14 protein-coding genes are annotated in these 16343 nt (G+C 55.7%); 6 read left to right on the plus strand and 8 right to left on the minus strand.

Going from position 1 to position 16343, the window contains the following annotated elements:
* Nucleotides 1–41 precede the first annotated feature (41 nt).
* The 5 genes from OA238_RS01955 to OA238_RS01975 all read left to right on the plus strand — a co-directional run bounded on the left by OA238_RS01955 (nt 42) and on the right by OA238_RS01975 (nt 6068).
* Nucleotides 42–1406 (plus strand): formimidoylglutamate deiminase, encoded by a 1365-nt coding sequence (locus OA238_RS01955; RefSeq protein ID WP_015493849.1) that lies wholly within the window; start codon nt 42–44, stop codon nt 1404–1406.
* The gene (locus OA238_RS01960) at nt 1403–2104 is read left to right on the plus strand and encodes a GntR family transcriptional regulator (RefSeq protein WP_015493850.1); all 702 of its coding nucleotides are present in this window, start codon (nt 1403–1405) and stop codon (nt 2102–2104) included. The genes OA238_RS01955 and OA238_RS01960 overlap by 4 nt, the downstream gene beginning before the upstream one ends.
* A gap of 488 nt (nt 2105–2592) precedes the next feature.
* The gene (locus tag OA238_RS01965; RefSeq protein WP_015493851.1) at nt 2593–3594 is read left to right on the plus strand and encodes a taurine ABC transporter substrate-binding protein; all 1002 of its coding nucleotides are present in this window, start codon (nt 2593–2595) and stop codon (nt 3592–3594) included.
* 133 nt (nt 3595–3727) lie between these two features.
* Complete coding sequence (locus OA238_RS01970; protein WP_044037807.1) at nt 3728–4534, plus strand: ATP-binding cassette domain-containing protein; 807 nt, start codon at nt 3728–3730, stop codon at nt 4532–4534.
* A 1-nt stretch (nt 4535) separates the two neighbouring features.
* Nucleotides 4536–6068 carry an ABC transporter permease gene (locus OA238_RS01975; RefSeq protein WP_015493853.1) on the plus strand — a complete coding sequence of 511 codons (1533 nt, stop codon included), beginning with the start codon at nt 4536–4538 and terminating at the stop codon, nt 6066–6068.
* Between the two features lie 135 nt (nt 6069–6203).
* Here OA238_RS01975 and OA238_RS01980 read toward each other — a convergent pair whose 3' ends face one another.
* The 6 genes from OA238_RS01980 to OA238_RS02005 all read right to left on the minus strand — a co-directional run bounded on the left by OA238_RS01980 (nt 6204) and on the right by OA238_RS02005 (nt 12958).
* Nucleotides 6204–7199: an ABC transporter substrate-binding protein gene (locus OA238_RS01980; RefSeq protein ID WP_015493854.1), complete on the minus strand. Its 996-nt coding sequence runs from the start codon at nt 7197–7199 to the stop codon at nt 6204–6206.
* Between the two features lie 58 nt (nt 7200–7257).
* A complete protein-coding gene (locus OA238_RS01985; RefSeq protein WP_015493855.1) occupies nt 7258–8100 on the minus strand; it encodes an ABC transporter permease in 843 nt (280 codons plus the stop codon).
* The gene (locus OA238_RS01990) at nt 8100–9029 is read right to left on the minus strand and encodes an ABC transporter permease (RefSeq protein ID WP_015493856.1); all 930 of its coding nucleotides are present in this window, start codon (nt 9027–9029) and stop codon (nt 8100–8102) included. Before OA238_RS01990 ends, OA238_RS01985 begins: the two co-directional genes overlap by 1 nt.
* A 3-nt stretch (nt 9030–9032) precedes the next feature.
* Nucleotides 9033–9815, minus strand: a complete 783-nt coding sequence (locus OA238_RS01995; protein WP_015493857.1) for an ABC transporter ATP-binding protein — start codon at nt 9813–9815, stop codon at nt 9033–9035.
* A 187-nt stretch (nt 9816–10002) separates the two neighbouring features.
* Nucleotides 10003–11457 (minus strand): dihydropyrimidinase, encoded by a 1455-nt coding sequence (gene hydA / locus OA238_RS02000; RefSeq protein ID WP_015493858.1) that lies wholly within the window; start codon nt 11455–11457, stop codon nt 10003–10005.
* A 250-nt stretch (nt 11458–11707) separates the two neighbouring features.
* Complete coding sequence (locus OA238_RS02005; protein WP_015493859.1) at nt 11708–12958, minus strand: Zn-dependent hydrolase; 1251 nt, start codon at nt 12956–12958, stop codon at nt 11708–11710.
* A 182-nt stretch (nt 12959–13140) separates the two neighbouring features.
* On the opposite strand from OA238_RS02005, the gene OA238_RS02010 reads away from it, so the two are divergent.
* Entirely contained in the window at nt 13141–13770 is a 630-nt protein-coding gene (locus OA238_RS02010; RefSeq protein ID WP_015493860.1) for a TetR family transcriptional regulator C-terminal domain-containing protein, read from the plus strand.
* 99 nt (nt 13771–13869) lie between these two features.
* On the opposite strand, the gene OA238_RS02015 is transcribed toward OA238_RS02010, so the two are convergent.
* Both OA238_RS02015 and preA read right to left on the minus strand, forming a co-directional pair.
* Complete coding sequence (locus OA238_RS02015; protein ID WP_015493861.1) at nt 13870–14937, minus strand: IS630 family transposase; 1068 nt, start codon at nt 14935–14937, stop codon at nt 13870–13872.
* Nucleotides 14938–15037: 100 nt separating this feature from the next.
* A complete protein-coding gene (preA, locus tag OA238_RS02020; RefSeq protein WP_015493862.1) occupies nt 15038–16342 on the minus strand; it encodes an NAD-dependent dihydropyrimidine dehydrogenase subunit PreA in 1305 nt (434 codons plus the stop codon).
* Nucleotide 16343 lies beyond the last annotated feature (1 nt).

The following is a 16343-nucleotide window of genomic DNA, read 5'->3' on the forward strand; positions in this document are numbered from 1 at the left end:
TGATTATGTGCATACATAATAACAAGTCAAGCGAGCGCATTATGACAATGCTTTGGACTAAAACCGCGCTGCTTCCATCAGGTTGGCAGTCCGATGTGTTGATCGAGATTGATGCGGATGGCCGCATTGCTGACGTGCAAACGGGCGTCCCTGAACAAGGGGACCGCCTTGGGATACTGTTGCCCGCCCCCGTCAATGTGCACAGCCATGCGTTCCAACGCGCGATGGCGGGTCTCACCGAACGGCGCGGGCCAAACCCCAGCGACAGTTTCTGGACATGGCGGCAGTTGATGTTCCGGTTTTTGGATCGCCTGAAGCCGGATCATGTCGAAGCGATCGCAGCCTTTGTTCAGATGGAAATGCTGGAAGCGGGGTATGCCACAAATGCCGAATTTCACTATCTACACCATCAAACGGGCGGCACACCCTACGACAATATCGCCGAAATGTCTGACCGCGTGGCTGGTGCGGCATCAACGTCTGGGATCGGGCTGTGCCTTCTGCCGGTTCACTACCAGTACGGCGGCTGCGACGGGCGGGATTTGGGGGAGGGGCAAATCCGGTTTGGCAACTCACTGGACCAGTTTCAGGCGCTGCACGCTAAGGCCGTTGAGGGTCTGGCTAACTTGCCTAAGGACACAGGTATTGGTGCAGCACCGCATTCGTTGCGGGCTGTCGGGATCGATGATCTAAAATCCTATGTCGATCATTTTCCGTCCGGCCCGATCCATATGCATTTGGCAGAACAACGCGCTGAGGTTGATGAAGTGCGGCAACACTGGGGGGCGCGGCCCGTGGAATGGGCCTTTGAAAATATGGCGCTGGATGACCGTTGGTGCCTGATCCATTGCACCCAAATGACATCAGACGAAACGCTGCGGTTGGCCGGTTCTGGCGCAGTAGCAGGGTTGTGCCCAATAACGGAAAGCAGCCTTGGCGACGGCATCTTTGACGCCGTCCGCTGGGCCGATGCGGGCGGGGCATATGCGGTTGGGTCCGACAGCAACATCCGCATTTCGCTGAGCGAGGAATTGCGCACGCTCGACTATTCCCAACGTCTGCGCGACGGAACGCGGGCGGCTTTAGCGTCGGCGGACCGCTCAACCGGGCGGCGCCTGTTTGATGGTGTTCTATTAGGAGGTGCAAAAGCGACCCAACGCCAAACTGGACGGATCGAAATCGGATGTTGGGCCGATCTTCTCGCGCTTGATTCAACGTCTGAACATATGTGGGGGCGGGTTGGTGACACAGCGTTGGATTCGTGGATTTTCGCAGGCGACGACCGCCTTGTGACAGACGTCTGGTCGGCGGGGCGTCATATGGTAAAGTCAGGCGAACACGTGGCACGACGCGAAATTGTCGCCACCTACAAACGCACAATCGACGCCCTGAAAGATGCTATATGAACACGCCCGCCTTTCGAAACTGGCAATCCGTCCAAGAAGAAGTCTTGCGGCGCATCCACGCGCGCGAATGGAAACCGGGCGATTTGATACCGAATGAAGCTGATTTGGCGCTGGAATTTGGCTGCGCACGGACAACTGTGAACCGCGCCCTGCGTGCGCTTGCGGACGCAGGTCTGTTAGATCGCCGACGCAAGGCTGGCACGCGCGTCGCGGCCCAGCCCGTGGCCAAGGCGACGCTGGATATCGCTGTGATCCGCAAAGAGGTCGAAGCGCGCGGGCAGTCCTATGGCTATCATCTGATTGCGCGTGCCATCGCAGTTCCGCCAGTGGCCATAAGCGCTGCGATGCGCACAAATCCCGACAGCAATTTACTGCATATCCTTGCCTTGCATCTGGCTGACTCTGCACCTTATGCGCTTGAAGATCGCTGGATCAATTCGACCGTCGTGCCGGATGCGCTGGATCAGGGATTTCAAAGCGTCAGCGCGAACGAATGGCTGCTCATGCATGCGCCGTATACCCATGGCGACATTGCGTTTTCCGCACAGGCTGCGTCAAGCGCCGACGCGCAAAGCCTTGGGTGCGCCGAACACAGTGCGCTGTTTGCGATTGATCGGCTGACATGGGACAAGGGCGTGTCCGTGACCAAAGTGCGCCTGTTATTTAGTCCGGGTTATCAGGTGCGAACAATTCTTTGAGGCCTTTCAAGTGGTGGAAAAGCGTTCGATCCTTTTACACACCTCCACTGCAGTGACGTCAAAGGGCAGCATGTCTCGCACCCGCCGCGCGCCTTTGTGACAAGCGTTTGCACCATTTTCCCTTGTCCACTTTACGCAGGGCTGTGGGTCGTTTTGGTTCAGTTGGTATCGCATCGCGGACGGGGTCAAGGGAATTGAAGTCAAGCACACGCGCGGGCGGGTCACTTGTGATATTTGGTCCTGACTGTCCGGGTTGCTTAGGAAACAGGCATAACATTGTGCAAAATTTGACATTCCGACAAAATATGCGGGGAAAAGTAAGTCCAACCATCCGGTGGCGATAGGGCCACTCTTAAGAAATGAATTGACGTGGCGTCGCTAAGATTCCTACGCTGACGGCGCGAAAAGCACGTCCCGCACTTGCGGGATCAAACAATAAAGCTGCCCGAACCAATCTGGGCAGCACTCCAACCAACAGGGGAATCCTTATGTTCAAGAAAACAACTTGCGCCATCGTCCTAAGCGCTGTCGCTGCATTGAGCGGCACGACCGCAATCGCGGACGGCCATGCCATCACAGTCGGTTACTTCCTTGAGTGGCCAATGCCATTCCAGTTTGCGAAAGTGAACGGTACATACGAAGAAGCGCTCGGCATGGAAGTTAACTGGGTCAGCTTCGACACTGGTACTGCGATGTCCGCTGCTATGGCATCCGGCGACGTTCAGCTGTCCGTCAGTCAAGGTGTTCCACCGTTCGTCGTAGCAACATCCGCGGGTCAGGACCTTCAGATGCTCGACGTTGCTGTGTCCTATGCAGACAACGATAACTGTGTCGTGCGCTCTGATCTGGAAATTACCGCGATGACTGTCGCCGATCTGGCTGGCTCCAAGGTCGCTGTTCCACTTGGCACGGCTGCGCATTACGGCTTCCTGCGCCAGATGGACCACTTCGGCGTTGATGTGGCGTCTCTTGACGTTGTCGACATGTCCCCACCAGACGGTGCGGCGGCACTTGCACAGGGTTCCATCGACATGATGTGTGGTTGGGGCGGTTCGCTGCGTCGCGCACTGGAAAGCGGCAATACGCTGATGACGGGCGATGAGAAAACCGCACTTGGTATTCTCGTGTTTGACGTAACGTCCGCACCTACAGCTTGGGTTGCTGAGAACGAACAGACTGTTGCCAAGTTCCTTGCTGTGACGGCTGAAGCCAACGCAATGTGGAACGCGGGCGACATGACGGACGAAATGCTGCCTGTCATCGCGCAAGACGCTGGCATGGACGTTGACGCGACAACCGCAACCATGGCGACATTCGTGTTCCCATCCGTTGACGAACAGCTGGGTGCAGCATGGCTCGGTGCGTCTGCACCTGCCTACCTCAAAGGTGTGGCTGACGTCTTTGTCGAAGCTGGCTCCATCGACGGTGCGCTCGACTCCTACGAAGACGCGATCAACACAGGTCCATTGGCTGCGGCCAACGACATGTAGACCTTACGACGCGGGGGCTCGGTGCAGAACGCGCCGGGCCCCCGTTTCTATGACGACACCATTCAGATACCGGCCCATCAGAGCGCTGGACTGGCACATACTGCGCATACGCGCACGGGGGACCACAATGACCGTGACTGGACTAACAATCGACAATCTTTCGATGCGCTTTGAATTGCCCAATGGCGGGCATGTCCAAGCGCTTGAGGGTATTTCACTTGACCTCAAAGAAGGTGAACTGCTCAGCGTGCTTGGTCCATCGGGGTGCGGTAAGACGACATTGCTCAATATCGTGGCAGGCTTTTTGGCGCAAACTGACGGTAAACTGGTCCTGAATGGTAACGAAATCAATGGCCCAAGTGCCGAACGCGGCATGGTCTTTCAGGCAGGCGCGTTGTTTGAATGGATGTCGGTGCGCGATAATGTGAGCTTTGGTCCGCGCATGGCTGGACGGAAAAAAGCCGACTACATGGGCAATGTTGATCACCTGTTGGAGATCGTCGGCCTGCAAGATTTCAAAGAAAAGATGGTCTATGAATTGTCCGGCGGGATGCAACAGCGTGTGGCCTTGGCTCGCTGTTTGGCAAATGATCCGGATGTCATATTGATGGACGAACCGCTGGGCGCGCTGGATGCGCTGACCCGCGAAAAAATGCAAAGCCTCGTGCTTAAGCTGTGGAAAGAAACCGGCAAGACCATCATCCTCATCACCCACTCCGTTGAGGAAGCGCTGTTGCTGGGCGAACGCCTGATCGTGATGGCCCCGCGTCCGGGCCGTATCCACAAGGAATACCGCCTGCCGTTCGCTGATCTGGGCGTCGGTGCTGATCTCCGAGAGGTCAAAAAGCACCCCGACTATGCCCCAACCCGTGAGGAAATCCTGAATATGATCTGGGACATGGAAGAAGAGATTATGGGCACCAAAGGGGAGGAAGTATAATATGAGTAGCACCGTTAACCTTCTTTGTACCCGCGAACGTCTGGGTGAAATCGAGACGCAATTGCGTGCATTCAATGTTCCGGACGGTCAGGTCGTCGGCGATACATTTACATTGCCCGATGGCTGTGTGCCCGCTACGGGATGGGATACCTTCAGCTACCAGTTTTCTACTTTGGGCGCCGAACTGTGGACTGAAACCAAAACAGTTGCGGCCAGTGCGGCCAGCGCGCTTCCCTCGATCGCGATTTATGTTCTGGTCATTTTGGCCTGCATGTTTGTCTATCGCGCGATTAAAACGCGCCTGACGCCGACTCGCGACTACACGTCTCTCAAAACTGTGACGTTTGGCGATGAAAGCGCGGTGCGCTCTGATTTCCCCGCTTCTATCCTGTCGATCATCCTGATCTTCGTGATCTGGGGCAGTTTTACCGGGTCGGCTCTGATTCCCGGCTTTTTACACCTCCCCGCGCCCTATGTCGGGGAAAGCAGCTTTACCTACACGCTTGATGATGGTGCCGGAAACCGGGATGATGCTGAGGTGTTCATTCGGGTGATCGGCGCAAGCGAGGCGTCCAGCGATATGGTGTTTGACGAAGGCGACGGATTAGCCAAAAACGATGGCGCTGAAATCGGTGTCTACTTAAGCGACATTATCGTGTGGGACGGCAATGATGATGTCAAACGCCGTGCAGACGGAGCGCGCATCGTGGCGATCAACGGTGAGGAATTTGACTACGATTTTGGCAATGATGAGCTTCGCCAAACCGCGCCGACGTTCAATTTGGGCTTCGCACAGGTCACGATCACGGATCGCGGATCGATCAACGTGGTGCCGGACCAAGGCTGGCAAATGCAACCGCTGTATCTGCCCGCGCCAGAAGTCGTCTGGAACCGCTTTATCGAGATCGCTAAATACGGCTACCAGAACGTCTACCTGACGGTCCACCTCGGTTTCTCGCTGTTTCGTGTTATTGTAGGCTTCATGCTTGGTGCCGCGATTGGAATCCCGCTGGGCTACGCGATGGGCTTGTCCAACTGGTTCCGTGGCTGGTTTGACCCGATCGTGGAATTCATGCGCCCGGTTCCGCCATTGGCCCTGATCCCGCTGGTCATCATCTGGTTTGGTATCGGTGAAGTCGGCAAGATCTTCCTGCTGTTCCTCGCGGCGTTATGGATCATGGCAATCGCTGCACGGTCTGGTGTCTCTGGCGTTCGGATCACCAAAGTTCACGCCGCGTACTCGCTGGGCGCGTCGCGCTGGCAAATCCTGCGTCATGTAATCATCCCGAACTCGCTGCCGGAAATCTTTACCGGTGCGCGGGTTGCCATGGGGGTCTGTTGGGGCACGGTTGTCGCGGCTGAACTTGTCGCCGCCGAAGAAGGCATCGGTAAGATGATCACAACGGCGTCCAAGTTCCAGAACACCGATATCATCCTGCTTGGTGTGATTATCATTGGACTGGTTGGCTTTGGCATCGACATGTTGATGCGCTGGGCTGAACGGTCGTTGGTCCCGTGGAAGGGCAAGGGCTGATCCAAGCTTCGCTTGGCGAAAGGTCCAGTGGACCTTTTTTAGCCTTTGCGGGCCGAGCCCAGCGGTTTCGTCAAAGCGCACAAAAAAGAGCCGGAGCATCACTGCTCCGGCTCTTTTCACATCAAGCGTTAGGGCTTATTCCATCAACGCGGCGTCTGTGATGACCGTCGTATAGGCCCCCTCAGGCGCCATCGAAATCACCGGATCAGAACCGCCAGCCAGCAGTGTCGCAACGGTGCGCTCATAGGCTTCGATGTCTAATGCACCAGTGCTACCCGCCGTCAGTTTGGCGATTTCACCCATCATACGGGCTTGGGCTGCTTCTGACTGCGCGCCGGTCTCATCGTATTCGATGATGATCGCTGCGGCCTCATCGACGTTGGCTTCGGCGTAGCGCCAGCCTGCCATGGATGCACGTACGAAGCGGACCATTTTGTCGACGAACACTGGATCATCAAGGTTTTCTTCCAGCGCCCAAATGCCGTCTTCGAGTGTGGCAACGCCTTGGTCTTCATACTTGAACGTAATCAGCTCATCAGGGTTCACGCCTGCATCCAGAACCTGACCGTATTCGTTGTAGGTCATCGTTGAAATGCAGTCGGCTTCGCGATTCAGCAATGGATCGACGTTGAAACCCTGCTTTAAAACAGTCACGCCGTCGTCGCCACCTTCAGTGCCTATGCCGACTTGGCTCATCCAAGACAGGAACGGATATTCGTTGCCGAAGAACCAAACGCCGATTGTCTTGCCGCGGAAATCTTCAACAGTCTCAATGCCGGTGTCTTTCCAGCAGGTCAGCATCAGGCCGGAACTTGTGAACGGCTGCGCGATGTTGACGACTGGCAAACCCTTTTCACGGGCCGCTAATGCGGACGGCATCCAGTTGAGCATGATGTCAGCGCCCCCGCCTGCCAAAACCTGTGGCGGTGCGATATCAGGGCCGCCGGGAAGAATGGTGACATTCAGGCCTTCGTCATCGTAAAAGCCTTTCTCGAGCGCCACATAATAGCCTGCGAATTGTGCCTGTGTGACCCACTGCAATTGCAGTGATACGTCGTTGGCATGGCCGTCGGCAAATGCCGTTGTACCAAGTGAGGCAGCGAATGCTGCGATTGTCATTGTTGTCTTCATGTTGACCTCCAGTGTCAGGTTGTGTGTCGCCCCGGTTGCGCCGAAGTCTTATTGTTCATTATGAGCGTTGCGACGGATGCCAGAACGTCGCCCGTTTTTCGATCAGGGCCATGGCCCCGTAAAATGCCGACCCTGCGAGGGCGGCAACCACAATTTCAGCCCAAACCATATCCAGCGCAAGCTGGCCGACGGACGTTGAAATCCGAAATCCCATACCAACGGTCGGTGAGCCAAAGAATTCTGCAACAATCGCACCAATCAGCGCAAGCGTGGTCGCGATTTTTAAGCCGTTAAACATAAATGGCAACGCAGCAGGCAGGCGAAGTTTGAACAAGGTCGGCCAATAGCCCGCACCATAGGTACGCATCAGGTCGCGCTGCATAACACTTGTATCTTTCAGACCCGCCACGGTGTTCACAAGGATCGGGAAGAACACCATCACGCCGACCACAGCCGCCTTGGAGTGCCAATCACTGCCGAGCCATTTCACGAAAATCGGCGCGGTGCCGACAATTGGCAAAGCGGCCATAAACGCACCCACCGGCAGGATACCCTTAGTGAGGAATTCGCTGCGATCCGCGAGCAATGCCACAGTAAACGCCGCAATCATGCCAACAACATAGCCGGTCAACGCACCCTTCAAGATTGTCTGTTCGAAGTCCGCCCAAAGGATCGGAATTTCGCCGGCGAAGCGCACCGCGATTGAGGACGGCGGTGGCAGAATGATTGGACTGACGCCAAGCATCGTTACCAGAACCTCCCACATTGCGATGATTGTAACGCCAAAAATGATGGGAATAAGCAGGCTGATCGCACGGCTATCAGACCGTGGCCCGTTTGCCAGTCGCCCATTGATCCACCAACCAACTGCCCAGATCGTCAGTGCTATGATAAACGCCATCACGCCATTGCCCCCATGCCCATGCGCGTCAATGTGCGCCGTTCAATCCAGCTTAGGATTGCGACCAACAGTGCTGCGGTAATTGCCGCTCCGAACAGGGCTGCCCAAGTCACCATAGGCTGACCGTATTGGTCCCCGACCAGCATGCGTGCGCCGAAACCGGCCCGTGCACCAGTTGGCAATTCACCGACAATCGCGCCGACCAATGCGGCTGAAATTCCGATCTTTAGGGACGCAAACAGATAGGGCATGGACGCGGGTAAACGAAGCTTCCAAAAGCCCTGATTTGCGTTCGCACTATACGTCCGCAGCAGATCCAACTGCATTCCATCAGGGCTGCGCAACCCTTTGACCATGCCGACGACAACGGGAAAAAAGCTCAGATAGGCGGAGATGATGGATTTTGGCAAAAGTCCCTGAATTCCAATCGCGCCCAGCATGACGATAATCATCGGGGCCAGCGCAAGAATGGGAATGGTTTGGGATGTGATCGCCCACGGCATCACGGACTTATCCATCGTGCGGTTGTAAACGATCCCGACGGCCAACAGCACACCCAGCGTTGTGCCAATCACAAAGCCAAGCAGCGTCGCCGAGAGTGTGACCCATCCGTGATAAACCAGCGATCGCCGCGATGTTGGCGCCTTGGTAAAGATCGTTTCATACATTTCAATAGCGACCTGATGCGGCGATGGCAGGCGCGGTCGGGTCAGCGTGTAGGTCAACGGGATGATCGCGGGGTTTTTGATCGCCAAGGTCAGGCCGGTGAAGTCTTGCCGATCGCGTGGCGCTTCCGGCGTCATGACCAACCCGTCACGTTGTGCCTGATCCGCCGTCAGATGTGCGTTCATCGGAATAACTGCAGCCGTCCAAATGGCGAAGATAACCCCCACAACCACCAACGCCGGAATGATGCCCCTGATGTTCATGACCTAGTCATCCACATGCCCCGCACGCAACCCGTCACGGACGCGATGCGAGATTTCGATGAATTCTGCACTGTCGCGAATATCAAGCGGGCGATCTTTTGGCAGTGGGCTGTCGATCACATCTGTAATGCGTCCGGGCCGTGGCGACATGACGACGATCTTGGTCGACAGATACACCGCCTCAGGGATCGAATGGGTCACAAACGCGATGGTTTTTTCGGTGCGCGCCCAGAGCTTTAGCAGCTGTTCATTCAGGTGGTCGCGGACAATTTCATCCAGCGCACCAAACGGTTCGTCCATCAGCAAGATATCCGCATCAAACGCTAGTGCGCGCGCAATGCTCGCGCGTTGCTGCATGCCGCCGGACAATTGCCACGGAAATCTCTTTTCAAATCCACCAAGGTCGACAAGGTCCATCACGCGGTTAACGCGCTCACGCTGCTCAGCTTTGCTGAACCCCATGATTTCGAGCGGGAGACTGATATTGCCGCCAATCGTACGCCACGGATACAGCCCCGCCGCCTGAAAAACATACCCATAAGCACGCGCTTTGCGCGCCTCATCAGGGGTCATTCCATTCACGGAAATGTCGCCAGACGTGGGCGTTTCCAGACCCGCAATGCAGCGCAAAAACGTCGTCTTGCCACAGCCGGACGGCCCGATAAACGAAACAAATTCGCCCTTTTTGATGTCCAGCGACACGTCCTTGAGCGCATGGACGGGTCCATCGTTGGTTTCGAACGTCAGGTTAAGATTTTTGGCGGAAATAACTGAGGTAGAGTTCATTAACACGGTCGCAATTCAGTTATGAAATGGGGGCTATCAGACGGCCAGATCGTAAAGTGATCACCTCCTACGGGTGTCATTCCGTACGACTGCGTCCAATTTTCGCCCTCGCCCTCGCCCCATGCTTGTTGCGCTTGCGCGCCAAGCGGCAAGGCGGTGGCAGCGAGAATTGTCAGAAGTTTCAAGATTAAACCCCACTCGCCGGAATGCTGGACCGTTCCACAGGACGCGGCGCGGTGAGTTCTTTCCATGACGACAGTGCCTTGTTCACAGTGCCGTTGCCTTCGCGGCGCACGAATTTACCGTGGCCTTCCTGCGTGCGGATTTCGCCGTCATGCACGGCGACATGGCCGCGGGTCAGGGTGAAGCGCGGCAAGCCTTTGACGTGCTTGCCCTCAAACACATTATAATCAATCGCAGATTGTTGCGCGCTTGCTGTGATGGTTTTCTCCTTGTTTGGGTCCCAAACCACGATGTCCGCATCTGCCCCAACCAAAACCGCACCCTTTTTTGGGTAGCAATTCAAAATCTTGGCGATGTTGGTCGATGTCACCGCAACAAATTCATTCATCGTTAAACGACCTGTGGTGACCCCGTGGGTCCACAGCATCGGCATCCTGTCTTCAAGCCCGCCAGTGCCGTTTGGAATCTTGGTGAAATCACCTAATCCGGTGCGTTTTTGTTCAGTTGTAAACGCGCAGTGGTCCGTCGCGACGACCGAAAGGCTCCCGCTCTGCAATCCAGCCCAAAGGCTGTCTTGGTGTTGTTTGTTGCGGAACGGTGGGGACATGACACGGCGTGCAGCGTGGTCCCAATCTTTGTTGAAATACTCAGATTCATCTAGCGTCAAATGCTGGATCAACGGCTCGCCCCAGACCCGTTTGCCCTGCATTTTTGCGCGACGGATCGCCTCGTGCGCTTCTTCGCACGACGTATGCACGACATACAACGGCACGCCGGCCATATCGGCAATCATGATAGCGCGGTTGGTCGCTTCGCCCTCGACTTGCGGCGGGCGCGAATAGGCGTGGGCTTCAGGGCCGGTGTTGCCCTCGGCCAGCAGTTTGGCCTGCAATTCGGCCACGACATCGCCGTTTTCGGCGTGCACCATCGCGATGCCACCGAGTTCGGACAACCGGCTGAACGATGCATATAATTCATCGTCATTCACCATCAACGCGCCCTTATACGCAAGGAAGTGTTTGAACGTGTTGATGCCGCGATCCTTGATGACCGACTCCATCTCATCGAACACCTGTTCGCCCCACCATGTGACTGCCATGTGGAACGAATAATCACAGTTCGCCCGCGTCGATTTGTTGTCCCACATCTGCAGCGCGTCATGCAGCCCCTGACCGGGAGATGGCAGGGCGAAATCGACCACCATCGTGGTTCCGCCAGCTAGCGCCGCGCGGGTGCCGGATTCAAAATCGTCGGTGGAATAGGTGCCCATGAACGGCATCTCAAGGTGCGTATGCGGATCGATCCCACCGGGCATCACGTAGCAGCCGGTCGCGTCCAGTTCATCATCGCCGTGCAGGTTCTGACCGATCTCGGTGATCACGCCGTCTTCGATCAGGACGTCGGACTTGTAGGTCAAATCGGCTGTGACGATCGTGCCGTTTCTAATGACTGTGCTCATGGGGTGTCTTCCTCTTCGTCTCGTGCAATTATTAATTTCTCACTGATAATCGCAGTACCCGGGTTCATGCGGATGCCTGAACCTTCATTGTCCAAAAGAAACCGAGCGGCGTCTTCTATGGAGTCAAATGAGTGAGCATGGATTTTCTCGTTTGAAAGTCGATTTGGTAGGTAGCAATCATACCTCAAATTTTTGCTGTGTTGATCCCGCACACGATAGGCACGTTGATCCGTCGCAGCACTATAAATATTCACCCAACAATCTCCGCAGTTTCCAATACCGCGTGCATCAAAACATCTGTCCCTGCGGTCGCCCACTCGGACGAAATTTCTTCTGCTTCGTTGTGCGATAACCCACCCACGCAGGGGCACATCACCATAGCTGTCGGTGCGACGCGATTGATCCAACAGGCATCATGGCCTGCGCCGGAAATCAAGTTCATGTGGCTGTAGCCAAGGCGTTCCGCGGCGTCGCGCACGGCACCCACACAGCCCTCATCAAACGTCACAGGGTCGAAACCGCCCACTTTTTCAAATTCAATCTCCATGCCCATGGCATCCGCGATTGCCTGACCTTCTGTGCGCAAACGCGCTTCCATATCAGTGATGACGCTGAGGTCGGGGGAGCGGAAGTCGACTGTAAACACGACCTTGCCGGGGATGACATTGCGTGAGTTCGGGAACACATCGATATGCCCAGCAGCGCCAACTGCGTGCGGTGCATGTGACAGTGCAATCTGGTCGACTTTGTCCAATATTCGCGCCATCGCCAGCCCTGCGTTCTTGCGCATGGGCATCGGTGTCGATCCGGTATGGGCATCCTTGCCGATGATTGTAATTTGGGTCCATGACAGACCTTGGCCGTGGGTGACAACGCCGATGTCTTTGCCCTCGGCCTCAAGAATCGGACCCTGTTCAATGTGCAATTCAAAGAACGCGTGCATTTTGCGTGCGCCGACAGCCTCGTCGCCTTGCCAGCCGATACGCTTTAACTCGTCGCCGAACGTCTTGCCGTCTGCATCGACGCGTGCGTAGGCCCAGTCCTGCGTGTGCAGGCCTGCAAATACACCCGATGACAGCATCGCTGGGGCGTACCGAGTGCCTTCCTCGTTGGTCCAGTTTGTCACGACTATCGGGTGTTTGGTTTTGATATCGAGGTCGTTCATTGTGCGAATGATTTCCAGCCCCGATAGAACACCCAAAACCCCGTCATACTTACCGCCCGTTGGCTGGGTGTCCAAATGCGAACCCACATAAACGGGTAGGGCGTCAGGATCTGTGCCTGCGCGGGTCGCGAACATATTGCCCATCGTATCAAGACCCATGGTGCAGCCCGCCGTCTCGCACCAATCCTTGAATAAATGCCGCCCTGCGCTATCTATATTCGTGAGGGTTTGGCGATTGTTTCCACCCGCTACGCCAGGGCCAATTTTGGCCATGTCCATCAGGCTGTCCCACAGCCGTGCGCCATTCACCTTTAGATTCTCGCCCATAGATGGCATTGTGTATCTCCTAGTGATTGGCTTGGTGATGGTTATAATAATTTGACCAACTGGTCAAAGCCACGCTAACAGAGGCTTAAGAGCAGTCAAGGATTTTGCTTACCCATCCCGCCGACTTTGAGTAAACCAAGTAAGACATTCGGGCATAGTGCCCAGAATTTAGACGGATCAAAAACTGCCCCATGACCAAGTCAGGCACCAAATCGGACACGCGAATCCAGAAGAAAAACCGGGCGGCGATTCTTTCGGCTGGGCTGATGGTGTTTTCACAATTCGGATTTCGCGGGTCGACACTTGATCTCGTGGCAGAGGAGGCGGGGCTGTCCAAGCCAAACCTGCTTTACTATTTCCGGTCTAAAGACGCGATTTACACAGCACTTTTGGCAAAACTGCTGGAAGACTGGTTGGAACCTTTGCGCGAAATCAATGCGGACGGTGATCCGGTAGAAGAACTGCTCGCATATTCCAAACGAAAACTGGACATGTCGCAGCATTACCCGCGCGAAAGCCGCCTGTTCGCCAACGAAATTATCCAAGGTGCGCCGCGCATCGGCGATGTATTGCGCGGCGAATTGCGCGAATTGGTGGATGAGATTGCGGTTGTCATAAATGGCTGGGCGGCCGCAGGGCGCATTAACAAAGTCGATCCCTATCACCTGATATTTTCGATCTGGGCGCAGACGCAGCACTACGCGGATTTCGATGTGCAAGTGCGTGCCATTCTGGGGGGAACCGACCCGTTTGATGGTGCCGAACACCACCTTGAGGCGATGCTGCGTGGGCTGCTGACGCCACAGGTTGGACAAAAATAGACCAGCAAAAAATGGGCCGATGCGTGGTTGCACCGGCCCAGTCTCAGGGAAGAAACTTATGATATACTCTTGGGCCTGAATTGACCTGAGGGTTTACCCTCAAATCACTTTGTATTCCTTGAGTAATACGACGCGGAAGTTGTCGGTGACGGTGTCGCGGAACTCTGGCCATTTTTCTGGCAGGGTCTTGCGGAAGAAGTCGAAAATGGCCTCTGTGAATTGGTTGAACGTTGCATAGTGCCGATTGTGGGTGACCCATTTGTGCATAACACCACAAAGACGCTCGATCGGGTTGAGGTGCGGGGCATATGCTGGCAAGAAATGCAACTTCACCCGACGTTCTGGGCTGTCCAGCCATGGCTGTAGTATCTTGGCATGATGATAGCGGGCATTGTCGACAAAGACGTGGATGGCCGTCTTGGTTTGGTTGTTGCGTTCCAACTTTTCCAGCATCTGTCGGGTTGTCTGGGCATTGATCTTCTCGCTTTCCACAAAGGTGAACTGGAAAGTCTCAAGGTCAAGCGCGCCCTGAATGTTGAGCCGCTTGCGCCCTGATGTCGCCTTCAGGGCCGTCTTTTGTCCCTTGGGGAACCAACCATGGGCGGGGCGGCTCTGGTGTTCGGGGTGGACAGCGTCCGAAAAGACAACCTTCTCATCTGCGGCCAACCCGTTCATCAGGGCCTCATATTTGGCAATAAACGCAGCCTGCTTGGCTTCATCGGCCTGTGCAGGCAGTAATTGTGGTTTCTTATACGCGAACCCCAGGCGGCGCATCAGCTTGGCGGCTCCCGACGTGCTGTAGTTTTGGTCGCACTCGGCTAGAACATAGGCACAGACCTCATCGGCATTGCGGGCAGGCTGCGCGGTGAAATGGGCTCTCACCGCCTGCTCTTGCACGACGGACAAATGACCCTGACGCTGGCTGTAGTCCTTCAGACCGAAAAACGATAGTCCCGCACCGGCAAAGGCAAATCGCCACTCCGTCAAAACTGTCGGGCCAATATCCAAAATCCGGCAAACCGTTCCGGCGTCTTCTCCTGCGTCCAAAAGAAGAAACGCGCGCGCCCGTTTCCAAACAAGGGCGTCAACTTTGCGGCGGCGGCAAAGCGCTTCAAGTGCTATGCGCTGCTCGTCGGATAAGGAGACTGTTTTGTATTGCTTGCTCATAAACTCAAAATACAGACTGAACCGCCTTTGGCCATGCGACGAAGTGAATCGCAGGCCCAAAATCATCAGGTCAATTCAGGCGCAGGAGTATAAGTCGCAGTCACTCTGCTGCCGTGGCCGCAGGATTATTCGGGTGCGTCGTCCAGTTCGCGTATTCCTTTTGTACGACCTTGCCAGTGCGCGGATCGGTGGTGCCGGGTGCAAGGGCAACCATGGTGATGCAGTCTTCAACAGGGCACACATCAACGCACAGATTGCAGGCCACACATTCGGCATCAATCACGCTGAACGTGCGATCCTCGGACATGGCAATTGCTTGGTGGGACGTGTCTTCGCAGGCGGCATAACAGCGGCCACACGAAATACAGTCGTCCTGATTTATCACGGCCTTGGCCACGTAATTAAGGTTCAGGTACTGCCAATCAGTTGTGTTTGGCACCGCCGCCCCCATGAAATCGGCAATCGATGTATGACCTTTTTCGTCCATCCATTGGGATAGGCCGCTGATCATTTCCTGCACAATTTTGAAACCGTAGGTCATGGCCGCCGTGCAGACCTGAACATTGCCACAACCCAGCGTGATGAATTCCGCCGCATCGCGCCAAGTGGTAACGCCGCCAATGCCTGAAATCGGTAGGCCTTTGGTTTCCTCAAACCGTGAAATTTCGCTGACCATCGACATCGCAATTGGTTTCACCGCAGGGCCACAATAGCCGCCGTGGGTGCCTTTGCCGTCAATGCTCGGTTCCGGCGACATCGAGTCGAGGTTCACGGACGTGATCGAGTTGATCGTATTGATCAGGCTCACCGCATCCGCACCGCCACGCATCGCCGCCGCTGCGGGTTTTCGAATGTCCGTGATGTTGGGCGTCAGTTTCACGATCACAGGTTTGGAGTAATATTGTTTGCACCAGCGGGTGACCATTTCGATGTATTCAGGCACCTGCCCAACAGCGCTGCCCATTCCGCGTTCAGCCATCCCGTGCGGACAGCCAAAGTTCAGCTCAATCCCATCCGCGCCAGTGTCTTCGACCAGCGGCAAAATATCCTTCCACGCCTGTTCCTCACACGGAACCATCAGCGACACTATAATCGCGCGATCTGGGTAATCCGCCTTCACGCGTTTGATTTCTTCAAGGTTGGTGTGCAGGTCACGGTCCGTGATTAGCTCGATGTTGTTGATCCCCAGCACACGCCGATCCGCCCCGTAAATCACGCCATAGCGCGGCCCATTAACGTTGACCACGGGCGGGCCTTCCATGCCCAATGTTTTCCAAACGACGCCGCCCCACCCAGCCTCAAATGCGCGGCGGACGTTGTATTCTTTGTCAGTCGGCGGCGCGGACGCCAGCCAGAATGGATTTGGACTTTTGATGCCCAGAAAGTCCGTGGTCAGGTCAGCCATA

The organism is Octadecabacter arcticus 238, assembly GCF_000155735.2.
Lineage (GTDB): Bacteria > Pseudomonadota > Alphaproteobacteria > Rhodobacterales > Rhodobacteraceae > Octadecabacter > Octadecabacter arcticus.